Source organism: Nocardioides sp. AX2bis, assembly GCF_902506435.1.
Classification (GTDB): domain Bacteria; phylum Actinomycetota; class Actinomycetes; order Propionibacteriales; family Nocardioidaceae; genus Nocardioides.
Window position 1 is genome coordinate 2,624,354 of sequence record NZ_LR733215.1, and the last position, 21,908, is coordinate 2,646,261.

The following is a 21,908-nucleotide window of genomic DNA, read 5'->3' on the forward strand; positions in this document are numbered from 1 at the left end:
GACCAGGACCGGCGGTCGAGGAGCGAGCGCAGCGAGCATCACGAGACCAGGACCGGCGGTCGAGGAGCGAGCGCAGCGAGCATCACGAGACCAGGAGGGGTGGGGCGGGTGGCGTGGTCCAAACGCGGGGCTCGACCGGGAGGTCCAACCTAGACGCCGGACGGCCCGGCCGCCGTGGGGCGACCGGGCCGTACCGGCGTGTCCTTACTAGAGCGCCGAGGCGTCGCGGTCACCGGTGCGGACTCGGACGACGGAGTCGACCGGGGAGACCCAGACCTTGCCGTCGCCGATCCGGCCTGTCTGCGCGGTCTTCACCACGATCCCGACGACGTCGTCGGCGTCACCGTCGTCGACGACGATCTCGACGCGGATCTTCGGCACGAGCGCGATGTCGTACTCCGCGCCCCGGTAGACCTCGGTGTGGCCCTTCTGGCGGCCGTAGCCGCTGACCTCGCTCACGGTCATCCCGGTGACGCCGAAGGTCTCGAGCGCCTCGCGGACGTCCTCCCACTTGTGCGGCTTGATGACCGCGGTCACGAGCTTCACGTCCGGGCTCCCGTGTTCGGGGCGGCCGCCGTGGCACCGGCCACGACGCTGGACTTCACGCCGCCGCCGACCCCGGTGTGCAGGTCGTAGGCGCTCTCACCGTGCTGCGACAGGTCCGCACCGCCGACCTCGTCCTCCTCGTCCATGCGCCAGCCGAGGGTGAACTTGATCGCCATCGCGATCACCAGGGTGATCACCCCGCTGTAGCCGACCGCGACGAGCACGCCGAGGACCTGGGCGACCAGCGAGTCGGCGCCGCCGCCGTAGAAAAGGCCATCGACCCCGCCCGCGCCGTCACTGGTGGAGAAGAACCCGATCAGCACCGTGCCGGCGATGCCGCCGACCAGGTGGACCCCGACGACGTCGAGCGAGTCGTCCAGTCCCAGCTTGAACTTCCAGCCGACCGCGACGGCGCACAGCGCGCCGGCGATGGCGCCGATGGCCAGCGCACCCTCGATGTCGACCGCACCGGCGGCCGGGGTGATCGCCACCAGGCCGGCGACGATGCCCGACGCCGCGCCCAGGGAGGTCGCCTTGCCGTGCATGAGCCGCTCGACCACGAGCCAGCCGAGGATGGCGGCCATGGTGGCCAGGGTCGTGTTGGCGAAGGTGCGGCCGGTCTCGGAGTAGAACTGCTCCATCAGCAGGCCCTCGTCCGCCAGGGACTCCTCGGAGAAGACGATCGAGCCGACGTTGAAGCCGTACCAGCCGAGCCACAGCATGCCCGCGCCGAGCATCGTCAGCGTCAGGTTGTGCGGACGCATCTTGTCCTTGGGCCAGCTGATGCGCTTGCCGACGACCACGGCCAGGACGAGCGCCGCGACGCCGGCGTTGATGTGGACCGCCGTGCCGCCGGCGTAGTCCTGCGCGCCGATCCGGCCGCAGATGAGCGAGTCGTCGGTGCAGCTGAAGACCATGTGGGCCATCGGGAAGTAGACCAGGACGGCCCAGATCGGGATGAACAGCACCCAGGCCGAGAACTTGACCCGGTCCGCGATCGCGCCGCTGATCAGGGCGACGGTGATGATCGCGAAGGTCATCTGGAACATCACGTAGATGTAGTCGCTGGTCTCGACGCCGTTGAGCATCACCAGCGCGAACGGGTCGGCGAAGAACGTGCCCTCACCGCTCCAGCCCATCGACCAGCCGACGGCGACGTAGAGGATGCCGACGATCGCCGCAGCGACGAACGACATCATGATCATGTTGAGCACTGACTTCGAGCGGGACATGCCGCCGTAGAACAACGCGAGCGCCGGGACCGTCATCATCAGCACGAACGCGGTCGCGACGAGCATGAAGGCGTAATAGCCGTCCACAGGACCTCCATGGAGTGGGGTGTCTCGGGCAGGCGTCCGTCCCGGGACTTCACTGTCCCCCGGGCCCACCCCGTTGTCGGCACACTGTGTCCAGCCCAGATTTCGGCGTCGCCCGCGCCTCGTTGCGGTGAGGTAACGACCCACTCCGTCGCGTTACGACCGCATTTCGTCGTACCCCCGGGGGGATGGGTGCGGGGACGGACGCGGGGCTGGGCTCAGCCGAGGAGCGCGTCGACGAAGGCGCCGGCGTCGAAGGGGGCGAGGTCGTCGGCGCCCTCGCCGAGGCCGACCAGCTTGACCGGGACGCCGAGCTCGCGCTGCACGGCGACCACGATGCCCCCCTTGGCGGAGCCGTCGAGCTTGGTGAGCACGATGCCGGTGACGTCGACGACGTCGGAGAAGACCCGCGCCTGGATCATCCCGTTCTGGCCGGTCGTCGCGTCGAGCACCAGGAGCACCTCGGTCACCGGCGCCTGCTTCTCGATGACGCGCTTGACCTTGCCCAGCTCGTCCATCAGGCCCTGCTTGTTCTGCAGGCGGCCCGCGGTGTCCACGATGACGGTGTCCACGCCGGTCTCGACACCCTGGCGGACGGAGTCGAAGGCGACGCTGGCGGGGTCGGTGCCCTCGGGGCCGCAGACCACGTCGACGTCGACCCGCTCGCCCCAGGTGGCGAGCTGCTCGACGGCGGCGGCACGGAAGGTGTCGGCCGCACCCAGCACGACCGAGCGGTCCTCGGCGACCAGGATCCGGGCGATCTTGCCGACGGTCGTGGTCTTGCCCGCGCCGTTGACGCCGACGACCAGCACGACGCCGGGGCGGCCGTCCTCGCCGCTCACCTTCAGCCGGCGGTCCAGGCCCTCGCCCGGGTCGACGAGGTTGATGAGCTCCTCGCGCAGCACCGTCCGGGCCTCGGCCGCCGTGCCGCCCTCGACGCGCATCCGGGTGCGGAGCCGGTCGACCAGCTCCTGCGTCGGCGCCACACCGATGTCGGCCCCGATCAGGACGTCCTCGATGGACTCCCAGGTGTCCTCGTCGAGGCGCTCCCGGCTGAGCAGGGCAAGCAGGCCGCGACCGAGCCCGCCCTGCGAGCCGGCCAGCCGCTGCCGCAGCCGCACCAGGCGCGAGGCGGTGCTCTCCGGCTTGTCCAGGACAGGTGCGGGCGCCTCCGCGGCGGGCTCCGGCTCCAGCTCCGGGACGGTCTCGATCGTGGCCGGCGGCGAGCTGACCTCGACCGGCGGGGCGTCCGGGTCCGTCGGGACGATGACGTCGGTGTGGGTGTCGGGCAGCGGCGCCGGCTTGCGCCGGCGGGTCACCACGAGACCGGCGACGGCCCCCACGAGGAGCACGCCGACGCCGGCGATCGCGAGGATGATCAGGGAGAGGGCTTCCATGCCCGCAATCCAAGCACGGCGTCGTCGGCCGCCCTCCCCCGGCGACCCATCGCGGCCACCGGCGTGGCCGGGGCGTCAGCCGGGCGGCCGCAGGAGCGGCACGACCGCCGCGCGGATCTCCTCGGGCATCGCGGTGACCGGCCGGGCGGGGTCGGTGTCGTCGACGTAGACGTGCACGAAACGTCCCTCGGCGGCCGCGTGGTCGCCCTCCCCCTGGAACAGCCCGATCCGGTACACGACCGAGGACCGGCCGACCTTGTCGACCACGAGGCCGGTCTCGATGGGGCGCGGGAAGCCGAGCTCGCGGAAGTAGCGGCACGACGTCTCGGCCACCACCCCGATCGCGGGCAGCCGCCGCACGTCGAGCCCGGTCGCCTCGTAGAGGTGGGCGTTGACGGCGGTGTCGAACAGCTCGTAGTAGGTCGCGTTGTTCAGGTGGCCGTACGCGTCGTCGTCGCGCCAGCGCGTGGTCACGGTGCGCCAGGCGACGTACTCGTCGCGGTGCGGCGCGGGGGGTCGCTCGCTCATGCCGGCTCGGTCTCCCGCAGCCGCTGGCTGATCACCGCGGAGACCCCGTCACCGCGCATCGTGACGCCGTAGAGCGCGTCGCCGACCTCCATCGTCCGCTTCTGGTGGGTGATGACGAGCAGCTGCGAGCTCTCGCGCAGCTCCTCGTAGATCTGCAGCAGTCGGCCCAGGTTGGTGTCGTCCAGCGCGGCCTCGACCTCGTCGAGGATGTAGAACGGCGAGGGCCGGGCCTTGAACAGCGCGACCAGGAAGCACACCGCGACGAGCGAGCGCTCCCCGCCGGAGAGCAGCGAGAGCCGCTTGACCTTCTTGCCCGGGGGCCGGGCCTCGACCTCGACGCCGGTGGTGAGCATGTCGTCGGGCGCGGTGAGCAGCAGCCGCCCCTCCCCACCGGGGAAGAGACGCGCGAAGGTCGCGTCGAAGGCGCGGCTCACGTCGGCGTAGGCCTCGGTGAAGACCTGCTCGACGCGCACGTCGACCTCCTTGACGATGTCCAGCAGGTCGCGCCGGGTGCTGCGGAGGTCCTCCAGCTGCTCGGTGAGGAACTGGTGGCGCTCCTCCATCGCCGAGAACTCCTCGAGGGCCAGCGGGTTGATCCGCCCCAGCTGCGCCAGCGCCCGCTCGGCCGAGCGCAGGCGCTTGGCCTGCTCGTCACGGTCGTACGGCGTGGTGACCGGCGTCGCGTCCGGGTCGTCCTCGCGGCCCGTGTCGGCCGTCACGTCGACGGCCGCGTCGACCGGGACGGGGAGGTGGGGGCCGTACTCCGCGACCAGCGAGTCGGGGTCGACACCGACCTCGGCGAGCACCTTCTCCTCGAGCTGCTCGAGCCGCATCCGCTGCTGGGCGCGGGCGACCTCGTCGCGGTGCGCGGTGCCGACGAGCTCGTCGTGCTCGCGGCCCAGCTCGCGCAGTCGGCCCCGGACCGCGACCAGCTCCTGCTCCCGTCCCCGGCGCGACTCCTCGACCTCGCGGCGTGCGGCCGCCGCCTGCTCCAGCGAGACCTCCAGCCGTTCCAGCGCCCAGCCGACGGCGGTCGCCACCGCGGTCGCGGCACGGCCCTCGCGCTCCAGCCGGGCCCGGCGCTCGGCGGCGCGCCGGCGGTTCTCGCGCTCCTGGCGGGCGGCGCGCTCGAGCGAGTCGGCGCGGCCGTTCAGGGCCCGGGCGCGCTCCTCGGAGGTGCGCAGGCCGAGCCGGGCGTCGGTCTCGCCCTGGCGCGCGGTCCGGGCGGCCTCGGCGCGGTCCTCCCGCTCGGTGGTGTCGGGCTCCTCCTCCGGGGCGTGCTCGGCCCGGGCCAGCCGTTCCTCGAGCTCGGCCAGGCCCGCGAGGTCGCGGTCCCGGGCGGTCTCCGCGTCGGCGATCGCCCGGTCCAGCCGCTCGGCCTCGCCGCGCGCGGAGCGGGCCAGCGAGCCGTGCTGGGAGAGCTCCTCGGCCACCGCGGCCAGGGTCGCGTCCGACTCGTGCAGCCGGGCCAGGGCGACGTCCACGGACTGCTGCGCCTCGTGCCGCTCGCGCTCCAGCCGGGAGGTCTCGAAGCCGAGCCGCTCGGCGGCGGCGGTGGCCGCGCCGAGCTGGGCGGTGGCGTCGTCGACGGCCGCCTGGATCTCCAGCAGGCTCGGCTGGGAGGACGACCCGCCGCGGGCCTGCAGCAGGCCGAGCACGTCGCCCTCCCGGGTCACCGCCGTCCAGCGTGGACGCTCCGCGACCAGTGCCCGTGCCGCGGCGAGGTCCTCGACCACGGCCGTGGTCGACAGCAGCGCCGCCAGGGCCGAGCCCATCCCGGCCGGCGCCTCGATGACGTCCAGGACGCCGACGGCCCCGGCGGGCAGCGGCTCGACGTCGACCCCGTCGTCCGCGCCGTCGTCCGCACCGGGGTCCGGCAAGCCGTCGGTGCCCGCGACCAGCAGCCCGGCCCGGCCGAGGTCCTCGTCCTTGAGGTGGCGCAGGGCGGCGAGCGCGGCGTCGGGGCCCTCGACCACGACGGCGTCGGCGGCGGCGCCGAGCGCGCCGGCCACGGCGGTCTCGAAGCCGGCGCGCACCGACACCAGCGCGGCCACGGAACCGAGCAGGCCGGAGACCTCGTCGGTGGCGGCCAGCAGCGCACCGGCACCGTCCTTGCGCGCCAGGCCCATCTCGAGGGCGTCCTTGCGCGCGGCCAGCGACGAACGGTCCCGGTCGGCCTGGGCGGCCTCGGCCCGGGCCTTGGCCAGCCGCTCCTCGAGGTCGTCGAGCAGGGCCACGGCCGTCTCGTGCTCGGCGTCGAGCCCCTCCTCGCCGGCGTCGAGCCCGGCGACCCTGGTCTCCAGCGCCGTGTAGTCACGCTGGGCCCGAGCGGCACGCGCCAGGGCGTCCTCGCGCGCCTGGCCGAGCCGGCCGGTCTCCTCCTCGGCGGCGCGGGCGCGCGAGCGCAGGGTGTTGACCTGCCCGTTCAGCCGGGCCAGTCCCTCGCGTCGGTCCGCGGCGGCGCGGACGAGGGCCGAGACCCGGCGCTCCTCCTCGGCGGCGGCGTCCTCGGCCTCACGGCGGGCGGTGACGGCCTGCTCGAGGGCGGTGCGGCGCTGCTCGACCTCGGCCGCGATGCGCTGCTCCCGCTCGCGCATCCGCACCGACTCGGCCTCGAGCTCGTCGGGGTCGCGTCCGGTGGCGGGAGCGTTCTCCACCGCTCCGGTGGCGTTGCGACGACGCTCGGCGGCGACCGAGGCGGTGCCGCGGAGCCTCTCGCGCAGCCCGGTGAGCGACGACTGCGTGTCCTGGGCGGCGGCCAGCGCCGGGAGGTCCTCGCGCAGGGCCGCCTCGAGGGCCGCCTCCTGCTCGCGCCCCCGGGCCAGGGCGCCCTCCACCTCGGTCCGCCGCTCGACCAGGGCCGACTCGTCGGCGCGGTCCTGGGCCAGGGCCTCCCGGGCCGTGACGAGGTCGTCGGCGAGCAGCCGCGACCGGGCGTCGCGCACCTCGGCCTGCACGGTCGCTGCCCGTCGGGCGACCTCGGCCTGGCGGCCCAGCGGCTTCAGCTGGCGCCGGATCTCGCTGATCAGGTCCGAGAGCCGGTTCAGGTTGCCCTCGGTCGCGTCCAGCTTGCGCAGCGCCTTCTCCTTGCGCTTGCGGTGCTTCAGCACGCCCGCGGCCTCCTCGATGAACCCGCGGCGGTCCTCGGGCGTCGCGTGGAGGATGGTGTCGAGCTGCCCCTGCCCGACGATGACGTGCATCTCGCGGCCGATCCCGGAGTCGCTCAGCAGCTCCTGGACGTCGAGCAGCCGGCACGACGTGCCGTTGATCGCGTACTCCGAGCCCCCGCTGCGGAACATCGTGCGGCTGATGGTGACCTCGGCGTACTCGATCGGCAGCGCGCCGTCGGTGTTGTCGATCGTCAGCACGACCTCGGCCCGGCCCAGGGGCGGCCGGCCGGAGGTGCCGGCGAAGATGACGTCCTCCATCTTGCCGCCGCGCAGGCTCTTGGCGCCCTGCTCGCCCATCACCCAGGCCAGGGCGTCGACGACATTGGACTTGCCGGAGCCGTTGGGGCCCACGATGCAGGTGATCCCGGGCTCGAGGGCCAACGTGGTCGACGAGGCGAAGGACTTGAAGCCCTTGAGGGTCAGGCTCTTCAGGTACACCGCGCGGGCTCCTCGGTCGTGGGCTCAGCCGCCGCTCACGCTACCGCCGGTACGCCCCCGCGCGCCGCAGGCGGGCGTGTCAGACGGGCTGCAGGTGCTCGAAGGACCCTGCCGGGCCGTCGAGCAGCTCGGCGGCACGCGCGGCCACGAGCCGGTCGTTCTCCTCGCTGAGGCGCAGCACCAGCGTCTCCAGCTCGGCCACGCGGGCACGCAGCCGCACGTTGTCGCCCCGCAGGTGCGGGTCGGGCGCCTGGGAGGTGAGGTAGCCGGTCAGTGCCTTGGCCATCGGCTCGGTCCCTTCGGTTCACGTCGGTCGGACCCGTGACCGGGCCGTCTACCAGGGTGACACCCGTCCTGTCCAGGGTCAATCCGGGACGGCGGGGGGCGCGGGACGGACCCGGCGGCGTCGGGGGACGGGCTGGCAGACCCCGCAGAAGAACGACGAGCGGTTCATGAACGCGACCCGGCGGATCGGCGTCCCACAACGCCTGCAGGGCCGTCCCTCCTGGCCGTAGGCGTCCAGGGAACGGTCGAAGTAGCCGGACTCGCCGTTGACGTTGACGTAGAGCGCGTCGAAGGAGGTGCCGCCCTGGGCGAGGGCTTCCCCCATCACCGCCCGGACGTGGCCGAGCAGCTCCCAGGCCTGGGCCCGGGTGAGCCGGTCACCGGGACGCTCGCCGTGCAGGCGGCTGCGCCACAGGGACTCGTCGGCGTAGATGTTGCCGACGCCCGAGATCAGGCCCTGGTCGAGCAGGAGCCGCTTGACCCCCGACGTGCGCCGACGCAGCCTGGCCACGAACTCGGTGTCGTCGAAGGCCGGGTCGATCGGGTCGCGCGCGATGTGGGCGATCTCCGGCGGGAGGTCGGCACCCCCGGTCGACATCGACAGCCCACCGAACATCCGCTGGTCGACGAAGCGCAGCTCGCGGGGCCCGTCGAGCACGATCCGCACCCGCAGGTGCCGCTCGGGGGCGGCCTCACGGGGCTGGACGAGCATCTGGCCGCTCATCCCGAGGTGCCCGAGCAGGGCGTCCCCGCCGTCGAGCGGCAGCCAGAGGTACTTGCCGCGGCGTCGGGCACCCTCGAGGACCCGACCGGTCAGCGCGGCCGCGAAGCCCTCGGGCCCCCCCGGGTCGCGGCGCACCGGTCGTGGGTGCAGGACCTCGACCCGCTCGACGGTACGACCCACGACGTGGCGCTCGAGGCCGGCGCGGACGACCTCGACCTCGGGGAGCTCCGGCACGTCGGCCGTCAGTCGCCGGGCGCGACGACGGGCGTGACGGGGAGCGTCCCGTCCACGGCCGGGGCCAGCTCGCCGTAGGCGGTCTCGGCGGCCGACTGCTCGGCCTCCTTCTTCGACCTGCCCGCGCCGTCGCCGTAGAGCGCGTCGCCGACGCGGACCTGGGCGGTGAAGGTCTTCATGTGGTCCGGGCCGTCGTCCTCGATGACGTACTCCGGCACGCCGAGGCCGAGCTCGGCGGACAGCTCCTGGAGCGAGGTCTTCCAGTCCAGGCCGGCACCCAGCGCCGAGGCCTGCTCCATCAACGGGTCGAAGAGCATGTGGACGACCTGGGCGGACTGCTCGATGCCGCCGCCGCTGAGGTGGATCGCACCGATCAGCGCCTCGACGGTGTCGGAGAGGATCGAGGCCTTCTCGCGACCACCGGTGGCCTCCTCGCCGCGACCGAGCTTGACGTGGTCGCCGACGCCGATCTGCCGACCCACCCCGGCCAGCGCCCGGGCGTTCACGACGGCCGCGCGGAGCTTGGCCAGCCGTCCCTCGGACAGGTCGGGGTGGGTCAGGTAGAGCGTCTCGGTGACCACCACGCCGAGCACGGAGTCACCGAGGAACTCCAGTCGCTCGTTGGTCGGCAGGCCCCCGTGCTCGTAGGCGTACGAGCGGTGCGTGAGGGCGCGCTCGAGCAGCCCGGCGTCCAGGACGGGGTCGCCGAGCGCCGAGCGCAGTGCCGGGTAGGTGGTCAGTGCGGGGTCCGGCTCAGAGCACCTGGCGACGGGCGCCGCGGGCGCCGTACTGGCCGCAGGCCGAGCAGGCGCGGTGCGGCAGGTGCTGCTCGCCACAGGCCGGGTTGGCACAGGTGACCAGGGTCGGCGCCACGGCCTTCCACTGCGAGCGGCGGTGCCGCGTGTTGCTGCGCGACATCTTGCGCTTCGGGACAGCCATCTTCTTCTCCTCAGCTAGCCGGGGGCCCGGACGGGCTCCTGGTGCGGTTCTCGGTCGGTGGAGCGGTGGTGCGGGGTGGTCTCAGGGCTTCTCGGGCTCGGCCAGGGCGGTCAGCCCCGCCCAGCGCGGGTCGATCGGGTCCTCGTGGTGGTGCTCCGGGTCGTCGGCCAGGCGCGCCCCGCAGTCGGGGCACAGGCCGGGGCAGTCGTCGCGGCACAGCGGTTGGAACGGCAGGGCGAGCACCACCGCGTCCCGCAGCAGCGGTTCGAGGTCGAGCACGTCGTCCTCCAGCACCCGGACGTCCTGGTCGTCGTCGTCCGGGGCACGCTGGTCGTGCTTGTCGGCGTAGACGAACAGGTCCTGCAGGTCCACGTCGATCTCGTCGTGCAGCGGCTCCAGGCACCGTACGCACTCACCGACCAGGTCGGCGTGCGCGGTCCCGGTGACCAGGACGCCCTCCATGACCGCCTCGAGCCGCAGGTCGAGCTCGACCGGTGACCCCTCGACGACCGAGAGGACCTCGATGCCCAGATCTGCCGGCGCCGGGGCGGTCCGTGACACCTCGCGCTGGGACCCGGGACGACGACCGAGCTCGCGCGTGTCGAGCACGAGCGGTGCTCGCGGGTCCAGGGTGCTCAGCGTCTTCACTTTCTCATCCAGGCAGGGCAGATCAAGAGATGAGCGTACGCGCCCGGCCGGTGACCGGGCAAAACGCCCTCCCCGACCGCACCTGCGAGGCTCGGCCGGCCCCTCACCGCCCGGCCTGGGCGGCCCGCTCGGCCAGCCGCGCGAGCAGCGCCTCGTGCACGACGTCGGGCAGCAGGCCCCGCACGTCGCCCCCCAGGCCGGCGACCTCCTTGACCAGGCTGGAGGCCACGTACGACCACCGGGGGTCGGTGGGCAGGAAGACCGTGTCGACGCCGGTCTGGCGGCTGTTCATGCCGGCCATCCGCGCCTCGTACTCGAAGTCGGCCGGACCGCGCAGGCCCTTGACCACCGCCTGGGCGTCCTGCTCGGCACAGAGGTCGGTCAGCAGCCCGGTGAAGCCGACCACCCGGACGCCGGGCAGGTCCGCGCAGGCGCGCTCGAGCATCGCGATCCGCTCGTCGTCGTCGAAGAGGCGGTTCTTCGAGGGGTTCACCCCGACCGCGACGACGACCTCGTCGAAGAGGCGGGCGGCCCGGGTGATCACGTCGAGGTGACCGTGGTGGACGGGGTCGAAGGTGCCGGGGCACACGGCGCGGCTCATCACACGTCCTGGGGTCTCGGCGGCAGGGCGGCGCGACCGTACCAGAGCACGGTCTCGCCGTAGCGGCGCGAGCGCTCGGCCTCCCACCCCGCCGGCCAGGGCGGCTCGGGGCTGCGCGAGGAGCGCTCGAGGACGACCAGCGCGTCGTCGGCCAGCCAGTCGGGCAGGGCCCGCAGGTCGCGGGCGAGGTCCTCCTCCGAGCGGGGGTACGGCGGGTCGGCCAGCACCAGGTCGTACGCGGGCCGCTCCCCCGGCCCCCGGTCCAGGACCGTGCCGACGGAGCCGGTGACGACCTCGGTGAGCCGGTCGAGCCCGAGGTCGCGCGCGTTGACGGCGACCAGCCGGGCGGTGGCGCGGTCGTGCTCGACCGCGGTCAGCGCCGCGGCTCCCCGCGAGAGCGTCTCCAGGCCCAGCGCCCCGGACCCGGCGTACAGGTCGAGGACCCGCAGGTCTCCCCAGCCGCCCCAGACGACCTCGAGCGCGGAGAAGAGCGCCTCGCGCACGCGGTCGCTGGTGGGTCGGGTGCGGTCGCCGGGCGGGGTGCGGAGCCGGCGACCGCCGGCGCTGCCCGCGATGACCCGGGTCACGACTTGTCCATGTAGTCCGAGGCGGTCGAGCGCTCGAGCTCGTCCACGGCACGGGCCAGGTCGGGCGCACCGGTCAGGTCGGGGTCGGTGTCGAGCAGGTCCTCGGCGGCCTCCCGGGCCTCGGTGATGGTCTGCTCGTCGCGCAGGACACGGAGGACCTGCAGGCCCGAGCGGCCACCGGACTGGGAACGGCCGAGGACGTCGCCCTCGCGGCGCTGCTCGAGGTCGACCCGGCTGAGCTCGAACCCGTCCCGGGTCGAGGCCACGGCGTCGAGGCGTTCGCGCGCCGGGGTGCCGGGNGGGCAGGGGCGGGCCGGCGTCGGGGTCGTCGAAGAGGTCGTCCTCGAACGGGTCGACCTCGGGCAGCTCCTCGGGGGCGTCGCGCTCACCCTGCTCCGGGACGTCGGGGCTGATGCGGGGGCACACGACGTAGACGCGGTTCCCGGCCGCGACCTCCTCGGCGACCCGGGCCCAGACCCGGTCCCACCAGTCGGGGTTGTCGGTGAGGTACACCGCGGTCGTCTGCACCGGCGCCCGGCCGGCGGGCAGCTCGCGCAGCGTGGATACCTCGAGGTCGCCGAAGACGGTCATCGCGACCGTCCTCGGGATGGGGGTCGCGGTCATCACCAGCACGTGGGGCGGGGTGCCGGCCTTGTCGGTCAGCGCGGCGCGCTGCTCGACGCCGAAGCGGTGCTGCTCGTCGACCACGACGAGGCCGAGGTCGAAGAACGAGACCCGGTCCTCGAGCAGGGCGTGGGTGCCGACGACCAGCCCGGCCTCGCCGCTGGCCAGGCGCAGCAGCGCCTCGCGGCGGCGCGCGGTGCTCATCGACCCGGTCAGCAGCTCGACCCGGGTCGCCCCGGCCGGGCTGCCCAGGACCCCGCCGTCGGCCAGGTCGCCCAGCATCGCGCTGATCGAGCGGTGGTGCTGCTGGGCGAGCACCTCGGTCGGCGCCAGCAGGGCCGCCTGCCCGCCGGAGTCGACCACGCGCAGCATCGCCCGCAGCGCGACCAGGGTCTTGCCGGAGCCGACCTCGCCCTGGAGGAGCCGGTTCATCGGGTGCGGGCGGGCCAGGTCGGAGGCGACCTCGTCGCCGATCCGCTGCTGCCCGCCGGTGAGCTCGAAGGGCAGCCGGGCGTCGAAGGCGGCCAGCAGCGCGCCGTCGCCGCCGTCGCGGGGTCGCGCGCCCAGGGCCGTCACGGCCCGCCGCCGGCGACCGAGGACGACCTGGGTCACCAGGGCCTCCTCGAACCGGTAGCGCCGCCGCGCCCGTGCCACCTGGGTCTGCTCGTCCGGGGCGTGGATCCACTCCAGCGCCTGGTGGGCGTCGAGCACGTCGTAGCGCTCGCGCACCGCGGCCGGGACCACCTCGGGCAGCTCGTCGACCACGGACCGTGCGAACGTCACCGCCCGCTGGAGGTCCCAGTGGTCGACGCCCCTGGTCAGCGGGTAGAGCGGGTAGAGACCGCGGATCTGGTCGGCGGTCGCCCGGGTCTCCTCCTCGTCGACCCAGCCGAAGACCAGCATCGTGGGGTTGGTCAGCTGCCACTCGTCGCGGAACCGTCCCGCCTTGCCCAGGAAGAGACCGGTCCGGCCGACCTCCAGGCGGCCGGCCTGCCACTTCGAGACGTGCGCGCTCTTGGCGAAGAAGGTCATCGACAGCGACGGACCGGACGTCTTGAGCCGGGTCTCCAGCCGGAACGCCGGCTTGCCGGTGCGACGGTCGGTGTAGGAGTGCACCTTGCTGTGGACGATCTCCCCGATCACCGTCAGCAGCTGCCCCTCCTGCAGGTCGGCCACCCGGGTCAGCTCCCCGGTGCGCAGGTAGCGGCGCGGGTGGTGGGCGAGCAGGTCGCCGACCGTGCGCAGGCCGAGGCCCTTCTCGACCTTCTCCCGCTTGGCCTTCTTGTCCCCCATCACCGCCGCGACCGGGGTCTCCAGCGCGATCACCGCGTCCTCCTCCCGCGCCCGGCCCGGACGGCCCGCACGCTCACTCCACCGCCAGCATCAGCGCGTACCGGTCCTGGCCGCCGTCGAAGACGGCCAGGTCGACCACGGGGTGCTCGGAGGCCAGCCACGCCGCGGTGCGCTGCCCGAGGTCGGGCGGCGCGACCGTGGGTGCGCCGACCACCACCGTGACCAGCTCGCCACCCCCGGCCAGCAGGCGCCCGAGCACGTCGGTCGCCACGGCGTGGGCGTCGTCGCCCACCACGACGTAGTCGCCCGCCACCATGCCGAGGACGTCTCCCGGCTCGCAGGGCCCGGCCATGGTCATCGCCCGCTCGGTGGCCACCGTCACGGCGCCGTGCCGCACGTGGCGCGCCGTGGCGGTCATCTCCACGACGTCGCGGTCGAAGGAGCGGCCGGGCTCGTGCACGGCCATGGCGGCCAGGCCCTGCACCTGCGCCTCGGTCGGGATGACCGCGACGCGCAGGCCGGAGTCGGCCTCGGCGGCCTCGGCGGCGGCGCGGGCCACCCGGACCGCGTCGACGTCGTTGGCGAGCACCACCACCTCGGCCGCCCCGCACCCGGTGATCGCCGCGAGCACCTCGGCGCTGGAGGGCTGGTGGCCGGGGCCGCCCCGGACCACCGTGGCCCCGGCCTCGGTGAAGAGACGGTCCAGGCCGGGACCGGCGGCGACCGCGACCACCGCGCGGCCGGCACGGTCCCGGTCGCGCCCGTGCCGGGTGCGGCGGGCGGCGACCTGCTCGGCGAAGTGGGTGACCCGGACCCGGTGGGGGCGACCTGCCTCGATCCCGGCCTCGACGGCGGCGCCGACGTCGTCGACGTGGACGTGGACGTTCCACAGGCCCTCGCCGCCCACCACCACGAGCGAGTCGCCCAGCGCGGCCAGCCGCCGCGGTGCCCGCGCTGCGTGAGCGGCTGGGGCGTCGAGGAGGTACATCACCTCGTAGGACGGGCCGTCCTCGTGCAGGTCCGCCCCGGCGACCGGTCGAGGCCGTCTCGGCGGCGTCGAGGAGCACGCACAGCCCGCGCCCGCCGGCGTCGACGACGCCGGCGTGGGCGAGCACGTCGAGCTGCTCCGGCGTGCGCGCGAGCGCGGCGCGGGCCGCGGCGGCCGCCGCGGTGACGACCTCGCCGGTGCGGGCGGCGGGGTCGGTGGCGCGCTCGACCGCGGCGTCCGCGGCGGCCCGGGCCACGCTCAGCATCGTGCCCTCCACCGGGGTGCCCACCGCGGCGTACGCGGCCTCGGCGGCCCGCGCCAGCGCCTCGGCCATCACCACCGCGCCCCGCTCGTCGACGCGGGCGCGGCCGATGCGGCGCACGACCTCGCCCAGCATCTCGCTCAGGACCACGCCGGAGTTGCCGCGAGCGCCGAGCAGCGCCCCCCGGGCCAGGGCCGCCAGCGCCGCCTCGCGCCCCGCGTCGGCCTCCAGCGCGGCCGTGAGGCCGTCCCGGGCCGCCGAGACGGTCAGGTGCAGGTTGGTGCCGGTGTCGCCGTCGGGGACCGGGTAGACGTTGAGGGCGTCGATCTCCTCCCTCGCCGACCCGAGGGCGTCGGTGGCGAGGTCGACGAACCGCGCGAGCGTGCGCAGCGCGATCGTGCCCTCGAGCGGGATCTCTTCCATGGCGAGGGCCAGCGTAGGGTGGGGCACCGACGGCCGTGGTGATCGGCCACCGGCCGCCACCGCACGATTTCGACGCCTGCTCGGTCGTCGGATACGCTAGGGCGGTTGCCCGTCGTCGGGCTCACACACTTTTCACCGAACCGTTCAGGAGACAAACCCGTGGCTGCCGTCTGCGACCTCTGCGACAAGAAGCCGACCTTCGGCAACAACCGCCCCTGGTCGCGCAAGATCACCAAGCGCCGTTTCGACCCCAACATCCAGCGGGTCCGCGCCACCGTGAACGGGACGCCCAAGCGTCTCAACGTCTGCACCCGCTGCATCAAGGCCGGCAAGGTCACCCGCTGACCCTGCACGTCCGCTGAGGCCGCCCCCGACTCGTCGGGAGGCGGCCTTCGTGCGTCCTGCGGGACGCTCCGATGAATCCGGCGCACCGCCCGGGTCACTCCTCCTGCCACCACCCGCCTGCCCCAGGAGTCCCCGTGCGCGACGTCGTCGTCTACACCCTGCTGTCCCTCGACGGCGTCGCCGAGGAGCCGGGCGACTGGATGTTCGAGGCCGACGAGGAGGTCTTCGCGAACCTGGCCTCCGTCATCGGCACCCAGGACGACGTCCTGCTCGGTCGAGGCACCTACGACTACTGGTCCGACTACTGGCCGACCTCCGACGTCCAGCCGTTCGCCGACTTCGTCAACGGCACCCCCAAGCACGTCGTCACCTCCGACCCGGCCGAGCTGGCCTGGGCGGGGTCGACGCCGGTCACCGGCCCGCTCGCGGCGCACGTCGGACGGCTGAAGGAGAGCCCCGGCGGTGACATCGGCGTCCACGGCAGCATCCGCCTGGCGCAGAGCCTGGTCGCCGCCGACCTCGTCGACCGCCTCGAGCTCGTCGTCGTCCCCACCATCGCCGGTGCCGGCCGCCGGCTCTTCACCGGGTCCGACAGCCTGCGCCGGCTGAGGCTGGTCACGACGAGCCGGTCGTCGACGGGCTGCGTGTTCCTCGGCTACCGGCTCCGCTGACGGGGGGGCGGCGCCACCGTCCGGGACGGCTCAGAAGTGGGTCCACCCCGTGGCGCCCTCGTAGGCCGCGCCGTCGACGGTGACCTCGCCGGGCGTGCCGCCGTCGAGCACCTCCCCCACGACCGTCCAGCCGTCGGGGACCTGACCGGGCGGGAACGTGGCGAGCAGGCCGTGGTCGTCGCCACCGCCGAGGACGAAGGACAACGGCTCGGAGCCGAGCGCCGCCCCGACCGTGGCCAGGGGCTCGGCGACCTCCAGCGTCGCGGTGCGCACGTCGATCGCGACCCCCGAGGCCGTGGCGAGGTGCCCGGCCTCCGACAGCAGGCCGTCGGAGACGTCGATCATCGAGGTCGCGCCGGCCTCGGCGGCGGCGGGCCCGGCGTCGTACGGCGGGGTCGGTCGGCGGTAGGCGTCGACGAGCACGCGCGGTGAGCGGAACCCGCGGGACAGCACGGTGAGGCCACCGGCCGCCCAGCCCTGGCGCCCGGCCAGGGCCAGCTGGTCGCCCGGCCCGGCGCCCGAGCGCAGCACCGGCGACCGGGTGCAGGTGCCGAGGACGGTCACCGCGACCACGACCTGGTCGGCGCGGGTGAGGTCGCCGCCGACGATGCTGGCCCCGACCAGGCCGCACTCCTCGGCGAAGCCCGCGGCGAGGTCGAGCGCCCAGGCGACCGGCAGGTCGGCCGGGGCGGCCAGCCCGATGGTCAGCGAGGCGGCCCGGCCACCCATGGCGTTGACGTCGGAGATGTTCTGCGCCGCGGCACGGTGGCCGACGTCGGCGCCGGAGGCCCAGTCCCGCCGGAAGTGGCGGCCCTCCACCATCAGGTCCGTGGACACCACGACGTGCCCGGTACGCACCCGCAGCACCGCCGCGTCGTCCCCCGGACCGACCAGGACGTGCTCGCCCTGGGGGAAGAGCGCGGTGAGCTCGGAGATCAGTCCGAACTCCCCGACGTCGGCGAGGGTGGCGTCAGCGGGGAGGGCCATGACCCCCATCCCACCAGAGGCCGCTGCGCGGTAGGTTGACCCGGGTCGCCACCAGCGTGGTCGACCCGTCGTGGCTCCCGGGGCCCCGACGACCCACCCGTCTCAACGAGGAGATCCCCATGGTCGTCCAGGCCTACATCCTGATCCAGACCGACGTCGGCAAGGCCGCCGAGGTCGCTGCTGCCATCGCGCAGGTCAAGGGCGTCACGCTGGCCGAGGACGTCACGGGCCCGTACGACGTGATCGTGCGCGCCGAGGCGCGCAACGTCGACGAGCTCGGCCAGCTCGTGGTCTCGCGGGTGCAGAACCTCGACGGGATCACGCGCACGCTGACCTGCCCCGTCGTCCACATCTGACCCGCCTGCCGACGCGCCCGAGGTGACCCGGTCCGGCCCGCGCGCCCGCGCCGCGGTCGCGCTCGGGGCCACCCTCGGCGTCGTGCTCGCCGTGAGCGGCTGCTCGGGCGCGGTCGACGTCGACGTCCCCTCCCTGGACGCCGAGCAGCAGGCGGCGTGCGACCAGCTGATCGACGCGCTGCCCGACCGGCTCGAGGACCTCGGTGAGGACGGCCTCGACCGCGTGGACGTCGACCCTGCCGACGCCACCGCGGCCGCCTGGGGCGACCCCGCGGTCGTCGTCGCCTGCGGCGTCGACGCCCCCGAGGGGTACGACCGGTTCCAGCTCTGCCAGGAGATCGACGGCGTGGGCTGGTTCGTCGACGACGCCGACCTGCAGGACGAGCCGACCGAGGTCACCCTGACCGCCGTCGGCTACCGCCCGCGGGTCTCGCTGGTCGTGCCCGCGGAGTACTGGCCCATGGGCGGTTCCTCGGCTGCGGCCGAGGTGGCCGGTCCGGTCCTGCGGGCGACCGAGCTCGTCGACGCCTGCCGCTGAGGCCGCCCGTCCCCTCAGCGCAGGCCGGTCCCGCGGGCCAGCGCGAGGCGGATCAGCCGGTCGACCAGGTCCGGGTAGGACAGCCCCGTCGCCGCCCACATCTGCGGGAACATCGAGGTCGGCGTGAACCCCGGCATCGTGTTGATCTCGTTGACCACCAGCGCCCCGTCCGGCATCACGAAGAAGTCGACCCTGGCCAGGCCCTCGCAGCCGACCGCCGCGAAGGCCCGTGCGGAGAGCGTGCGCACCCGGGCCGTCAGCGCCGGGTCGAGGTCGGCCGGGATCACCGTGCGGGTGGACTGCTCGGGCAGGTACTTGGCCTCGAAGTCGTAGAAGTCGTGGTCGTCGCCCACCAGCACCTCGGCCGGCATGCTGGTCTCCGGTCCGGCGCCGGGCCCGCCCGCTGCGTCGGGGAGGCGTTCCAGGACGCCGCACTCGACCTCGCGGGCCCCCTCGGCGGCCAGCTCGACCAGCACCTTCGGGTCGTGCTCGAAGGCCCCCTCCAGCGCGCGTCGCACGGCGGCACCGTCCCCGGCGTCGCCGACCTTGGCGATCCCCATGCTGGACCCACCGCGGGCGGGCTTGACGAAGACCGGCCGACGTCGACCCGCGCCGTCGTCGGCGAGCCCGAGCACGCGGGCGAGCACCTCGTCGGCGTCGGCCACCCAGGCGGCGCGGGTGACCGTGACGCTCGGCATCACCGGCAGCCCGGCGTCGCGGAGCACCACCTTGAGGAAGGCCTTGTCCATGCCGACCGCGGAGGCCAGGACGCCGGCGCCGACGTAGCGGACGCCCGCCATCTCGAGCATGCCCTGCAGCGTCCCGTCCTCGCCCCAGGGCCCGTGCAGCAGCGGGAAGACGACGTCCACGTCGCCGAGGGCACGCGGCGGCGACCCCGGGTCGGTGACGACGAGACCCGCACGGCCGTCGGGGTCGCCGCCGGGAGCCAGGCTGAGGGACGCACCACCGGCGTCGACGGCGGGGAGCGCGTCGGGCGTGGTGATCCGCAGCCGCTCGGGGTCACCGGACTCCAGCACCCACCGGCCGTCGGGCGCGATGCCGACCGGGACCACGTCGTAGGCCTCGGGGTCGATCGCGGCGAGCACGCTGCCCGCGGTGACGCAGGAGATCGCGTGCTCGCTGGAACGGCCGCCGAAGACGACGGCGACGCGTGGCTTGACGGTCTGGCCAGGCGCAGAGGGCTCCGGGGTCACCGCACGGACCCTAGCGTTCCTAGGATCAGGGGATGCCCGACGACGCGCCCGTGCCCGCACCCGCCGACCGACCCCTGCACCCCGCCACGCTGGCGGTGACCGCCGGCCGCCCCAAGGACGATCCCGACGCACCGCTGAACGAGCCGCTGACGATGGCCTCCACCTACGTCGCGGGTGGCGAGCGCGAGTACGGCCGGTACGGCAACCCCACCTGGCAGGCCTTCGAGGCCGCCCTCGGCGCGCTCGAGGGCGGCCGCTGCCTGGCGTTCTCGTCCGGCATGGCGGCGGTGTCGACCGTGCTGGACCTGGTCGGCCAGGACGGACGCGTGGTGATGCCGCAGCACGCGTACCTGGGCAGCGTGGCCTACCTCGGTGACCTGGAGGCGCGGGGCCGGGCGCGCAGCGTCCTGGTCGACATGACCGACCTCGACGCCACCCGCGCCGCCTGCGAGGACGCCGCCCTGGTGTGGGTGGAGTCCCCCACCAACCCTGCGCTCGAGGTCACCGACGTCCGGGCAGTCACGGAGGCCGCACACGCCGCCGGGGCCTACGTGGTGGCCGACAACACCTTCGCCACGCCCGTGCTGCGCCGCCCCCTGGAGGACGGGGTCGACCTCGTCCTCCACTCGGCGACGAAGTACCTCGCCGGTCACAGCGACGCCCTGATCGGGGCGGTGGTGACCCGCGACGACGCGCTGTTCGACGTGCTCAAGAAACGCCGGGACCTCGCCGGCGCGGTGCCCGGCACGCTGGAGGCCTGGCTGGCCCTGCGCGGGCTGCGCACCCTGCACCTGCGCGTGGAGCGGGCCCAGGCCAACGCACAGGTGCTGGTGGAGCGGCTGCGCGAGCACCCCGCGGTCGCGGAGGTGCGCTACCCCGGCTTCGGCGGCATCGTCTCGGCGGTCCTGGCCCAGGGCGAGATGGCCGCGGACCTGCTCCCCCGCAAGACCCGCCTGTGGGTCCACGCGACCTCGCTCGGCGGGGTCGAGTCCACGCTGGAGCGCCGGCGCCGGTGGAAGGGCGAGGCGCCCACCATCCCCGAGGGCCTGGTCCGGCTCTCGGTCGGCATCGAGGACGTCGAGGACCTGTGGTCCGACCTGCGCCGGTGCCTGGACGGGTTGGTCTGAGCCTCGGTCGATGACCCCCGGGAGTATTTCTGTCCCGGATGAGAATTGAAACATCAGGGGGCCCCCACCCGGGACTTTGGCATCTTTCTCGTAGTCCGTCCCGGGAAAAATGGGGGTTTCACGTGCCGGCACCGCTTACTCCACTGCGCGACGACTCGCCACTCGGGTCCGATCGCGTGAACGTCGCGTCCCGGGTGGCCTGGCTGCTCCGGATGGCGCGACTGACCGCCGGTGGCGGTCACAGCCAGGCCGCCGTGGGCACCGCCCTGCGGGCCACCGGCGTGCGCACGCACGCCCGGCTGATGTCCGAGGTCGAGAACGGCAAGGTCCGCCACGGCCGCATCATCGACGGCTACGAGCGCGCCCTGGGACTCCGCGAGGGACAGCTGCGGGCCCCGGTCGACGTGCTCTGCCGCGCGCTGCCGGGAGGTCCGCCGGACCGCGACGACGCGAGCCGCGCGATCGGTGGCGAGCAGCTCGGGGTGGACGAGATCTCCGAGCGCGGCGAGCGGGTGCGCCAGCCCCGTCGTACCGGTGGCGCGTGGCTCTCGTGGGCGCGTGCCATCACGGCGCCGGAGGCCCGCGGGTTCCCGACCTGGGTGGCCGCACCGTGGCTCGACGAGCTCGTCGACGAGCTGGGCCGCAGCGTCGGCACCGCCTATGTCACCCGCTACGAGGCGCTCAGCCTGCTGCGGACGAGCCCGTACGGGCACCTCGTGCTCGAGGCGGCCCGCCGCGCGGTCGCCGACCCGCACGCGCAGGTGCTCGTCGACACCGTCGCGGCGACGGCCGACCGCCCCACCCCCGACGTCCTCCTCTGGGCCTCCGAGCTGCTCGCCGACCACCGTCCGATGGCGGTGCGCGCGGCCTGCCACGCCCTGCACGGCGTGGCCGCGGCCGGTGGTGGCGAGCCGGAGGACTGGGACCTGCTGGTGGACCCGTTGGTGACCGCCTACGAGCGGGCGGTGTCCCGCGCCGACGCGGCGTGGCACCACACGCTGTCGGGCGTGGTCACCTCCCTGCCGGAGCGCCAGGCCCGGGACGTGGTCGGACGGCTGTCCCGCCCGCCGGTGCCCGCGACGTCGCGGACGGCGCTCGGCGAGCGCACCCAGGCCGACCGGAGGTGGCGCACCGCCACCGAGCTCGCGGAGCGGGTCGCGGAGCCCGACAACCTCCCCGACCGCCCGTTGCTGGCCCGGCTGCTGTTCGAGGTCATCCACGACCAGCGGCCCCGTCACCACTTCACCTCCAGCATGCTGCTGGTGGCCGTGCCGTTCGCCGACCGGGTCGTGGACGTGCTCCACGACCACGCCGTGCGCGAGGCCTCCGACCGCGACCGCCACACGATCCTGTTCCGCCTCGCCCAGATGGCCCCCAGCCCCGGGCTCGGGTCGATGGCGGCCCTGGCCGCCGGGGACGTCGCGGACCTCTCGGCCCGCGCGGTGCTGCTGGCGCACGGCGGGCAGCGGGTCGAGCGCGAGGTGCTGGACACCCTGATGGTCGGTGGGCACCGCCGGCGCGCCCTCTACGCGGCCGGGATGACCCAGGACCCGTGGCTGGACAAGGTGGTCCACGCCGACGAGCTCCCCGAGGAGGTCCGGGGGGCCGCGCGCTGGTGGCTGGATCGCGACGGGCTCGTCGACGACGTGCCCGGTCCCCGCTGACCG

21 protein-coding genes and 3 pseudogenes are annotated in these 21,908 nt (G+C 74.4%); 6 read left to right on the forward strand and 18 right to left on the reverse strand.

Annotated features, from left to right (window positions below):
- Positions 1-207: 207 nt before the first annotated feature.
- From GV155_RS12545 to GV155_RS20785, 16 genes and pseudogenes are all read right to left on the reverse strand, one after another.
- Positions 208-546 (reverse strand): P-II family nitrogen regulator, encoded by a 339-nt coding sequence (locus GV155_RS12545; RefSeq protein WP_160008402.1) that lies wholly within the window; start codon positions 544-546, stop codon positions 208-210.
- Complete coding sequence (locus GV155_RS12550; protein WP_160008404.1) at positions 543-1,865, reverse strand: ammonium transporter; 1,323 nt, start codon at positions 1,863-1,865, stop codon at positions 543-545. Before GV155_RS12550 ends, GV155_RS12545 begins: the two co-directional genes overlap by 4 nt.
- A 215-nt stretch (positions 1,866-2,080) precedes the next feature.
- Entirely contained in the window at positions 2,081-3,259 is a 1,179-nt protein-coding gene (gene ftsY / locus GV155_RS12555; RefSeq protein WP_160008406.1) for a signal recognition particle-docking protein FtsY, read from the reverse strand.
- A gap of 75 nt (positions 3,260-3,334) precedes the next feature.
- On the reverse strand, positions 3,335-3,787 hold the full coding sequence (locus tag GV155_RS12560; protein WP_160008408.1) for an acyl-CoA thioesterase: 453 nt from the start codon (positions 3,785-3,787) through the stop codon (positions 3,335-3,337).
- The gene (gene smc, locus GV155_RS12565; RefSeq protein WP_160008410.1) at positions 3,784-7,395 is read right to left on the reverse strand and encodes a chromosome segregation protein SMC; all 3,612 of its coding nucleotides are present in this window, start codon (positions 7,393-7,395) and stop codon (positions 3,784-3,786) included. Before smc ends, GV155_RS12560 begins: the two co-directional genes overlap by 4 nt.
- A 79-nt stretch (positions 7,396-7,474) precedes the next feature.
- Entirely contained in the window at positions 7,475-7,681 is a 207-nt protein-coding gene (locus GV155_RS12570) for a hypothetical protein (RefSeq protein WP_160008412.1), read from the reverse strand.
- A gap of 78 nt (positions 7,682-7,759) precedes the next feature.
- Positions 7,760-8,638 (reverse strand): bifunctional DNA-formamidopyrimidine glycosylase/DNA-(apurinic or apyrimidinic site) lyase, encoded by an 879-nt coding sequence (gene mutM / locus GV155_RS12575; protein WP_160008414.1) that lies wholly within the window; start codon positions 8,636-8,638, stop codon positions 7,760-7,762.
- 8 nt (positions 8,639-8,646) lie between these two features.
- On the reverse strand, positions 8,647-9,474 hold the full coding sequence (gene rnc / locus GV155_RS12580; RefSeq protein ID WP_160008416.1) for a ribonuclease III: 828 nt from the start codon (positions 9,472-9,474) through the stop codon (positions 8,647-8,649).
- Positions 9,392-9,577 (reverse strand): 50S ribosomal protein L32, encoded by a 186-nt coding sequence (rpmF, locus tag GV155_RS12585; protein ID WP_160008418.1) that lies wholly within the window; start codon positions 9,575-9,577, stop codon positions 9,392-9,394. The genes rnc and rpmF overlap by 83 nt, the downstream gene beginning before the upstream one ends.
- 81 nt (positions 9,578-9,658) lie before the next feature.
- Positions 9,659-10,216 (reverse strand): YceD family protein, encoded by a 558-nt coding sequence (locus GV155_RS12590; RefSeq protein ID WP_160011293.1) that lies wholly within the window; start codon positions 10,214-10,216, stop codon positions 9,659-9,661.
- A gap of 112 nt (positions 10,217-10,328) precedes the next feature.
- The gene (gene coaD, locus GV155_RS12595) at positions 10,329-10,826 is read right to left on the reverse strand and encodes a pantetheine-phosphate adenylyltransferase (protein ID WP_160008420.1); all 498 of its coding nucleotides are present in this window, start codon (positions 10,824-10,826) and stop codon (positions 10,329-10,331) included.
- Positions 10,826-11,413: a 16S rRNA (guanine(966)-N(2))-methyltransferase RsmD gene (rsmD, locus tag GV155_RS12600; protein ID WP_160008422.1), complete on the reverse strand. Its 588-nt coding sequence runs from the start codon at positions 11,411-11,413 to the stop codon at positions 10,826-10,828. The genes coaD and rsmD overlap by 1 nt, the downstream gene beginning before the upstream one ends.
- A pseudogene (locus GV155_RS20770) lies at positions 11,410-11,712 on the reverse strand (ATP-dependent DNA helicase RecG); the annotation flags it as partial. The pseudogene GV155_RS20770 and the gene rsmD, both read right to left, overlap by 4 nt.
- 1 nt (position 11,713) lies before the next feature.
- Positions 11,714-13,330, reverse strand: a pseudogene (locus GV155_RS20775) (ATP-dependent DNA helicase RecG); the annotation flags it as partial.
- Between the two features lie 73 nt (positions 13,331-13,403).
- Positions 13,404-14,318: a hypothetical protein gene (locus GV155_RS20780; RefSeq protein ID WP_236554299.1), complete on the reverse strand. Its 915-nt coding sequence runs from the start codon at positions 14,316-14,318 to the stop codon at positions 13,404-13,406.
- 121 nt (positions 14,319-14,439) lie between these two features.
- A pseudogene (locus GV155_RS20785) lies at positions 14,440-15,003 on the reverse strand (DAK2 domain-containing protein); the annotation flags it as partial.
- A gap of 159 nt (positions 15,004-15,162) precedes the next feature.
- On the opposite strand from GV155_RS20785, the gene rpmB reads away from it, so the two are divergent.
- Together rpmB and GV155_RS12620 are read left to right on the forward strand one after the other, a co-directional pair.
- Entirely contained in the window at positions 15,163-15,348 is a 186-nt protein-coding gene (rpmB, locus tag GV155_RS12615) for a 50S ribosomal protein L28 (protein ID WP_160008424.1), read from the forward strand.
- A gap of 134 nt (positions 15,349-15,482) precedes the next feature.
- Positions 15,483-16,019: a dihydrofolate reductase family protein gene (locus GV155_RS12620; protein ID WP_160008426.1), complete on the forward strand. Its 537-nt coding sequence runs from the start codon at positions 15,483-15,485 to the stop codon at positions 16,017-16,019.
- 30 nt (positions 16,020-16,049) lie between these two features.
- Here GV155_RS12620 and GV155_RS12625 read toward each other — a convergent pair whose 3' ends face one another.
- Positions 16,050-17,006: a thiamine-phosphate kinase gene (locus tag GV155_RS12625; protein WP_160008428.1), complete on the reverse strand. Its 957-nt coding sequence runs from the start codon at positions 17,004-17,006 to the stop codon at positions 16,050-16,052.
- Between the two features lie 119 nt (positions 17,007-17,125).
- On the opposite strand from GV155_RS12625, the gene GV155_RS12630 reads away from it, so the two are divergent.
- Both GV155_RS12630 and GV155_RS12635 read left to right on the forward strand, forming a co-directional pair.
- Positions 17,126-17,362 (forward strand): Lrp/AsnC ligand binding domain-containing protein, encoded by a 237-nt coding sequence (locus GV155_RS12630; protein WP_160008430.1) that lies wholly within the window; start codon positions 17,126-17,128, stop codon positions 17,360-17,362.
- A 22-nt stretch (positions 17,363-17,384) separates the two neighbouring features.
- Entirely contained in the window at positions 17,385-17,900 is a 516-nt protein-coding gene (locus tag GV155_RS12635) for a DUF3515 domain-containing protein (protein WP_160008432.1), read from the forward strand.
- Between the two features lie 14 nt (positions 17,901-17,914).
- On the opposite strand, the gene GV155_RS12640 is transcribed toward GV155_RS12635, so the two are convergent.
- Positions 17,915-19,114 carry a D-alanine--D-alanine ligase family protein gene (locus GV155_RS12640; protein WP_160008434.1) on the reverse strand — a complete coding sequence of 400 codons (1,200 nt, stop codon included), beginning with the start codon at positions 19,112-19,114 and terminating at the stop codon, positions 17,915-17,917.
- A 32-nt stretch (positions 19,115-19,146) separates the two neighbouring features.
- Between GV155_RS12640 and GV155_RS12645 the strand changes: the two genes are divergently transcribed.
- Positions 19,147-20,241 carry a trans-sulfuration enzyme family protein gene (locus GV155_RS12645; protein WP_160008436.1) on the forward strand — a complete coding sequence of 365 codons (1,095 nt, stop codon included), beginning with the start codon at positions 19,147-19,149 and terminating at the stop codon, positions 20,239-20,241.
- Between the two features lie 176 nt (positions 20,242-20,417).
- Positions 20,418-21,905 (forward strand): hypothetical protein, encoded by a 1,488-nt coding sequence (locus GV155_RS12650; protein WP_160008438.1) that lies wholly within the window; start codon positions 20,418-20,420, stop codon positions 21,903-21,905.
- Positions 21,906-21,908: the final 3 nt, after the last annotated feature.

Coding starts and splice junctions, on each gene's coding strand:
- ftsY (WP_160008406.1), bottom strand. CDS start 3,259: ATGGAAGCCCTCTCCCTGATCATCCTCGCGATCGCCGGCGTCGGCGTG.
- GV155_RS12560 (WP_160008408.1), bottom strand. CDS start 3,787: ATGAGCGAGCGACCCCCCGCGCCGCACCGCGACGAGTACGTCGCCTGG.
- GV155_RS12570 (WP_160008412.1), bottom strand. CDS start 7,681: ATGGCCAAGGCACTGACCGGCTACCTCACCTCCCAGGCGCCCGACCCG.
- rpmF (WP_160008418.1), bottom strand. CDS start 9,577: ATGGCTGTCCCGAAGCGCAAGATGTCGCGCAGCAACACGCGGCACCGC.
- coaD (WP_160008420.1), bottom strand. CDS start 10,826: ATGAGCCGCGCCGTGTGCCCCGGCACCTTCGACCCCGTCCACCACGGT.
- GV155_RS20780 (WP_236554299.1), bottom strand. CDS start 14,318: ATGTACCTCCTCGACGCCCCAGCCGCTCACGCAGCGCGGGCACCGCGG.
- GV155_RS12625 (WP_160008428.1), bottom strand. CDS start 17,006: ATGGCCCTCCCCGCTGACGCCACCCTCGCCGACGTCGGGGAGTTCGGA.
- GV155_RS12630 (WP_160008430.1), top strand. CDS start 17,126: ATGGTCGTCCAGGCCTACATCCTGATCCAGACCGACGTCGGCAAGGCC.
- GV155_RS12645 (WP_160008436.1), top strand. CDS start 19,147: ATGCCCGACGACGCGCCCGTGCCCGCACCCGCCGACCGACCCCTGCAC.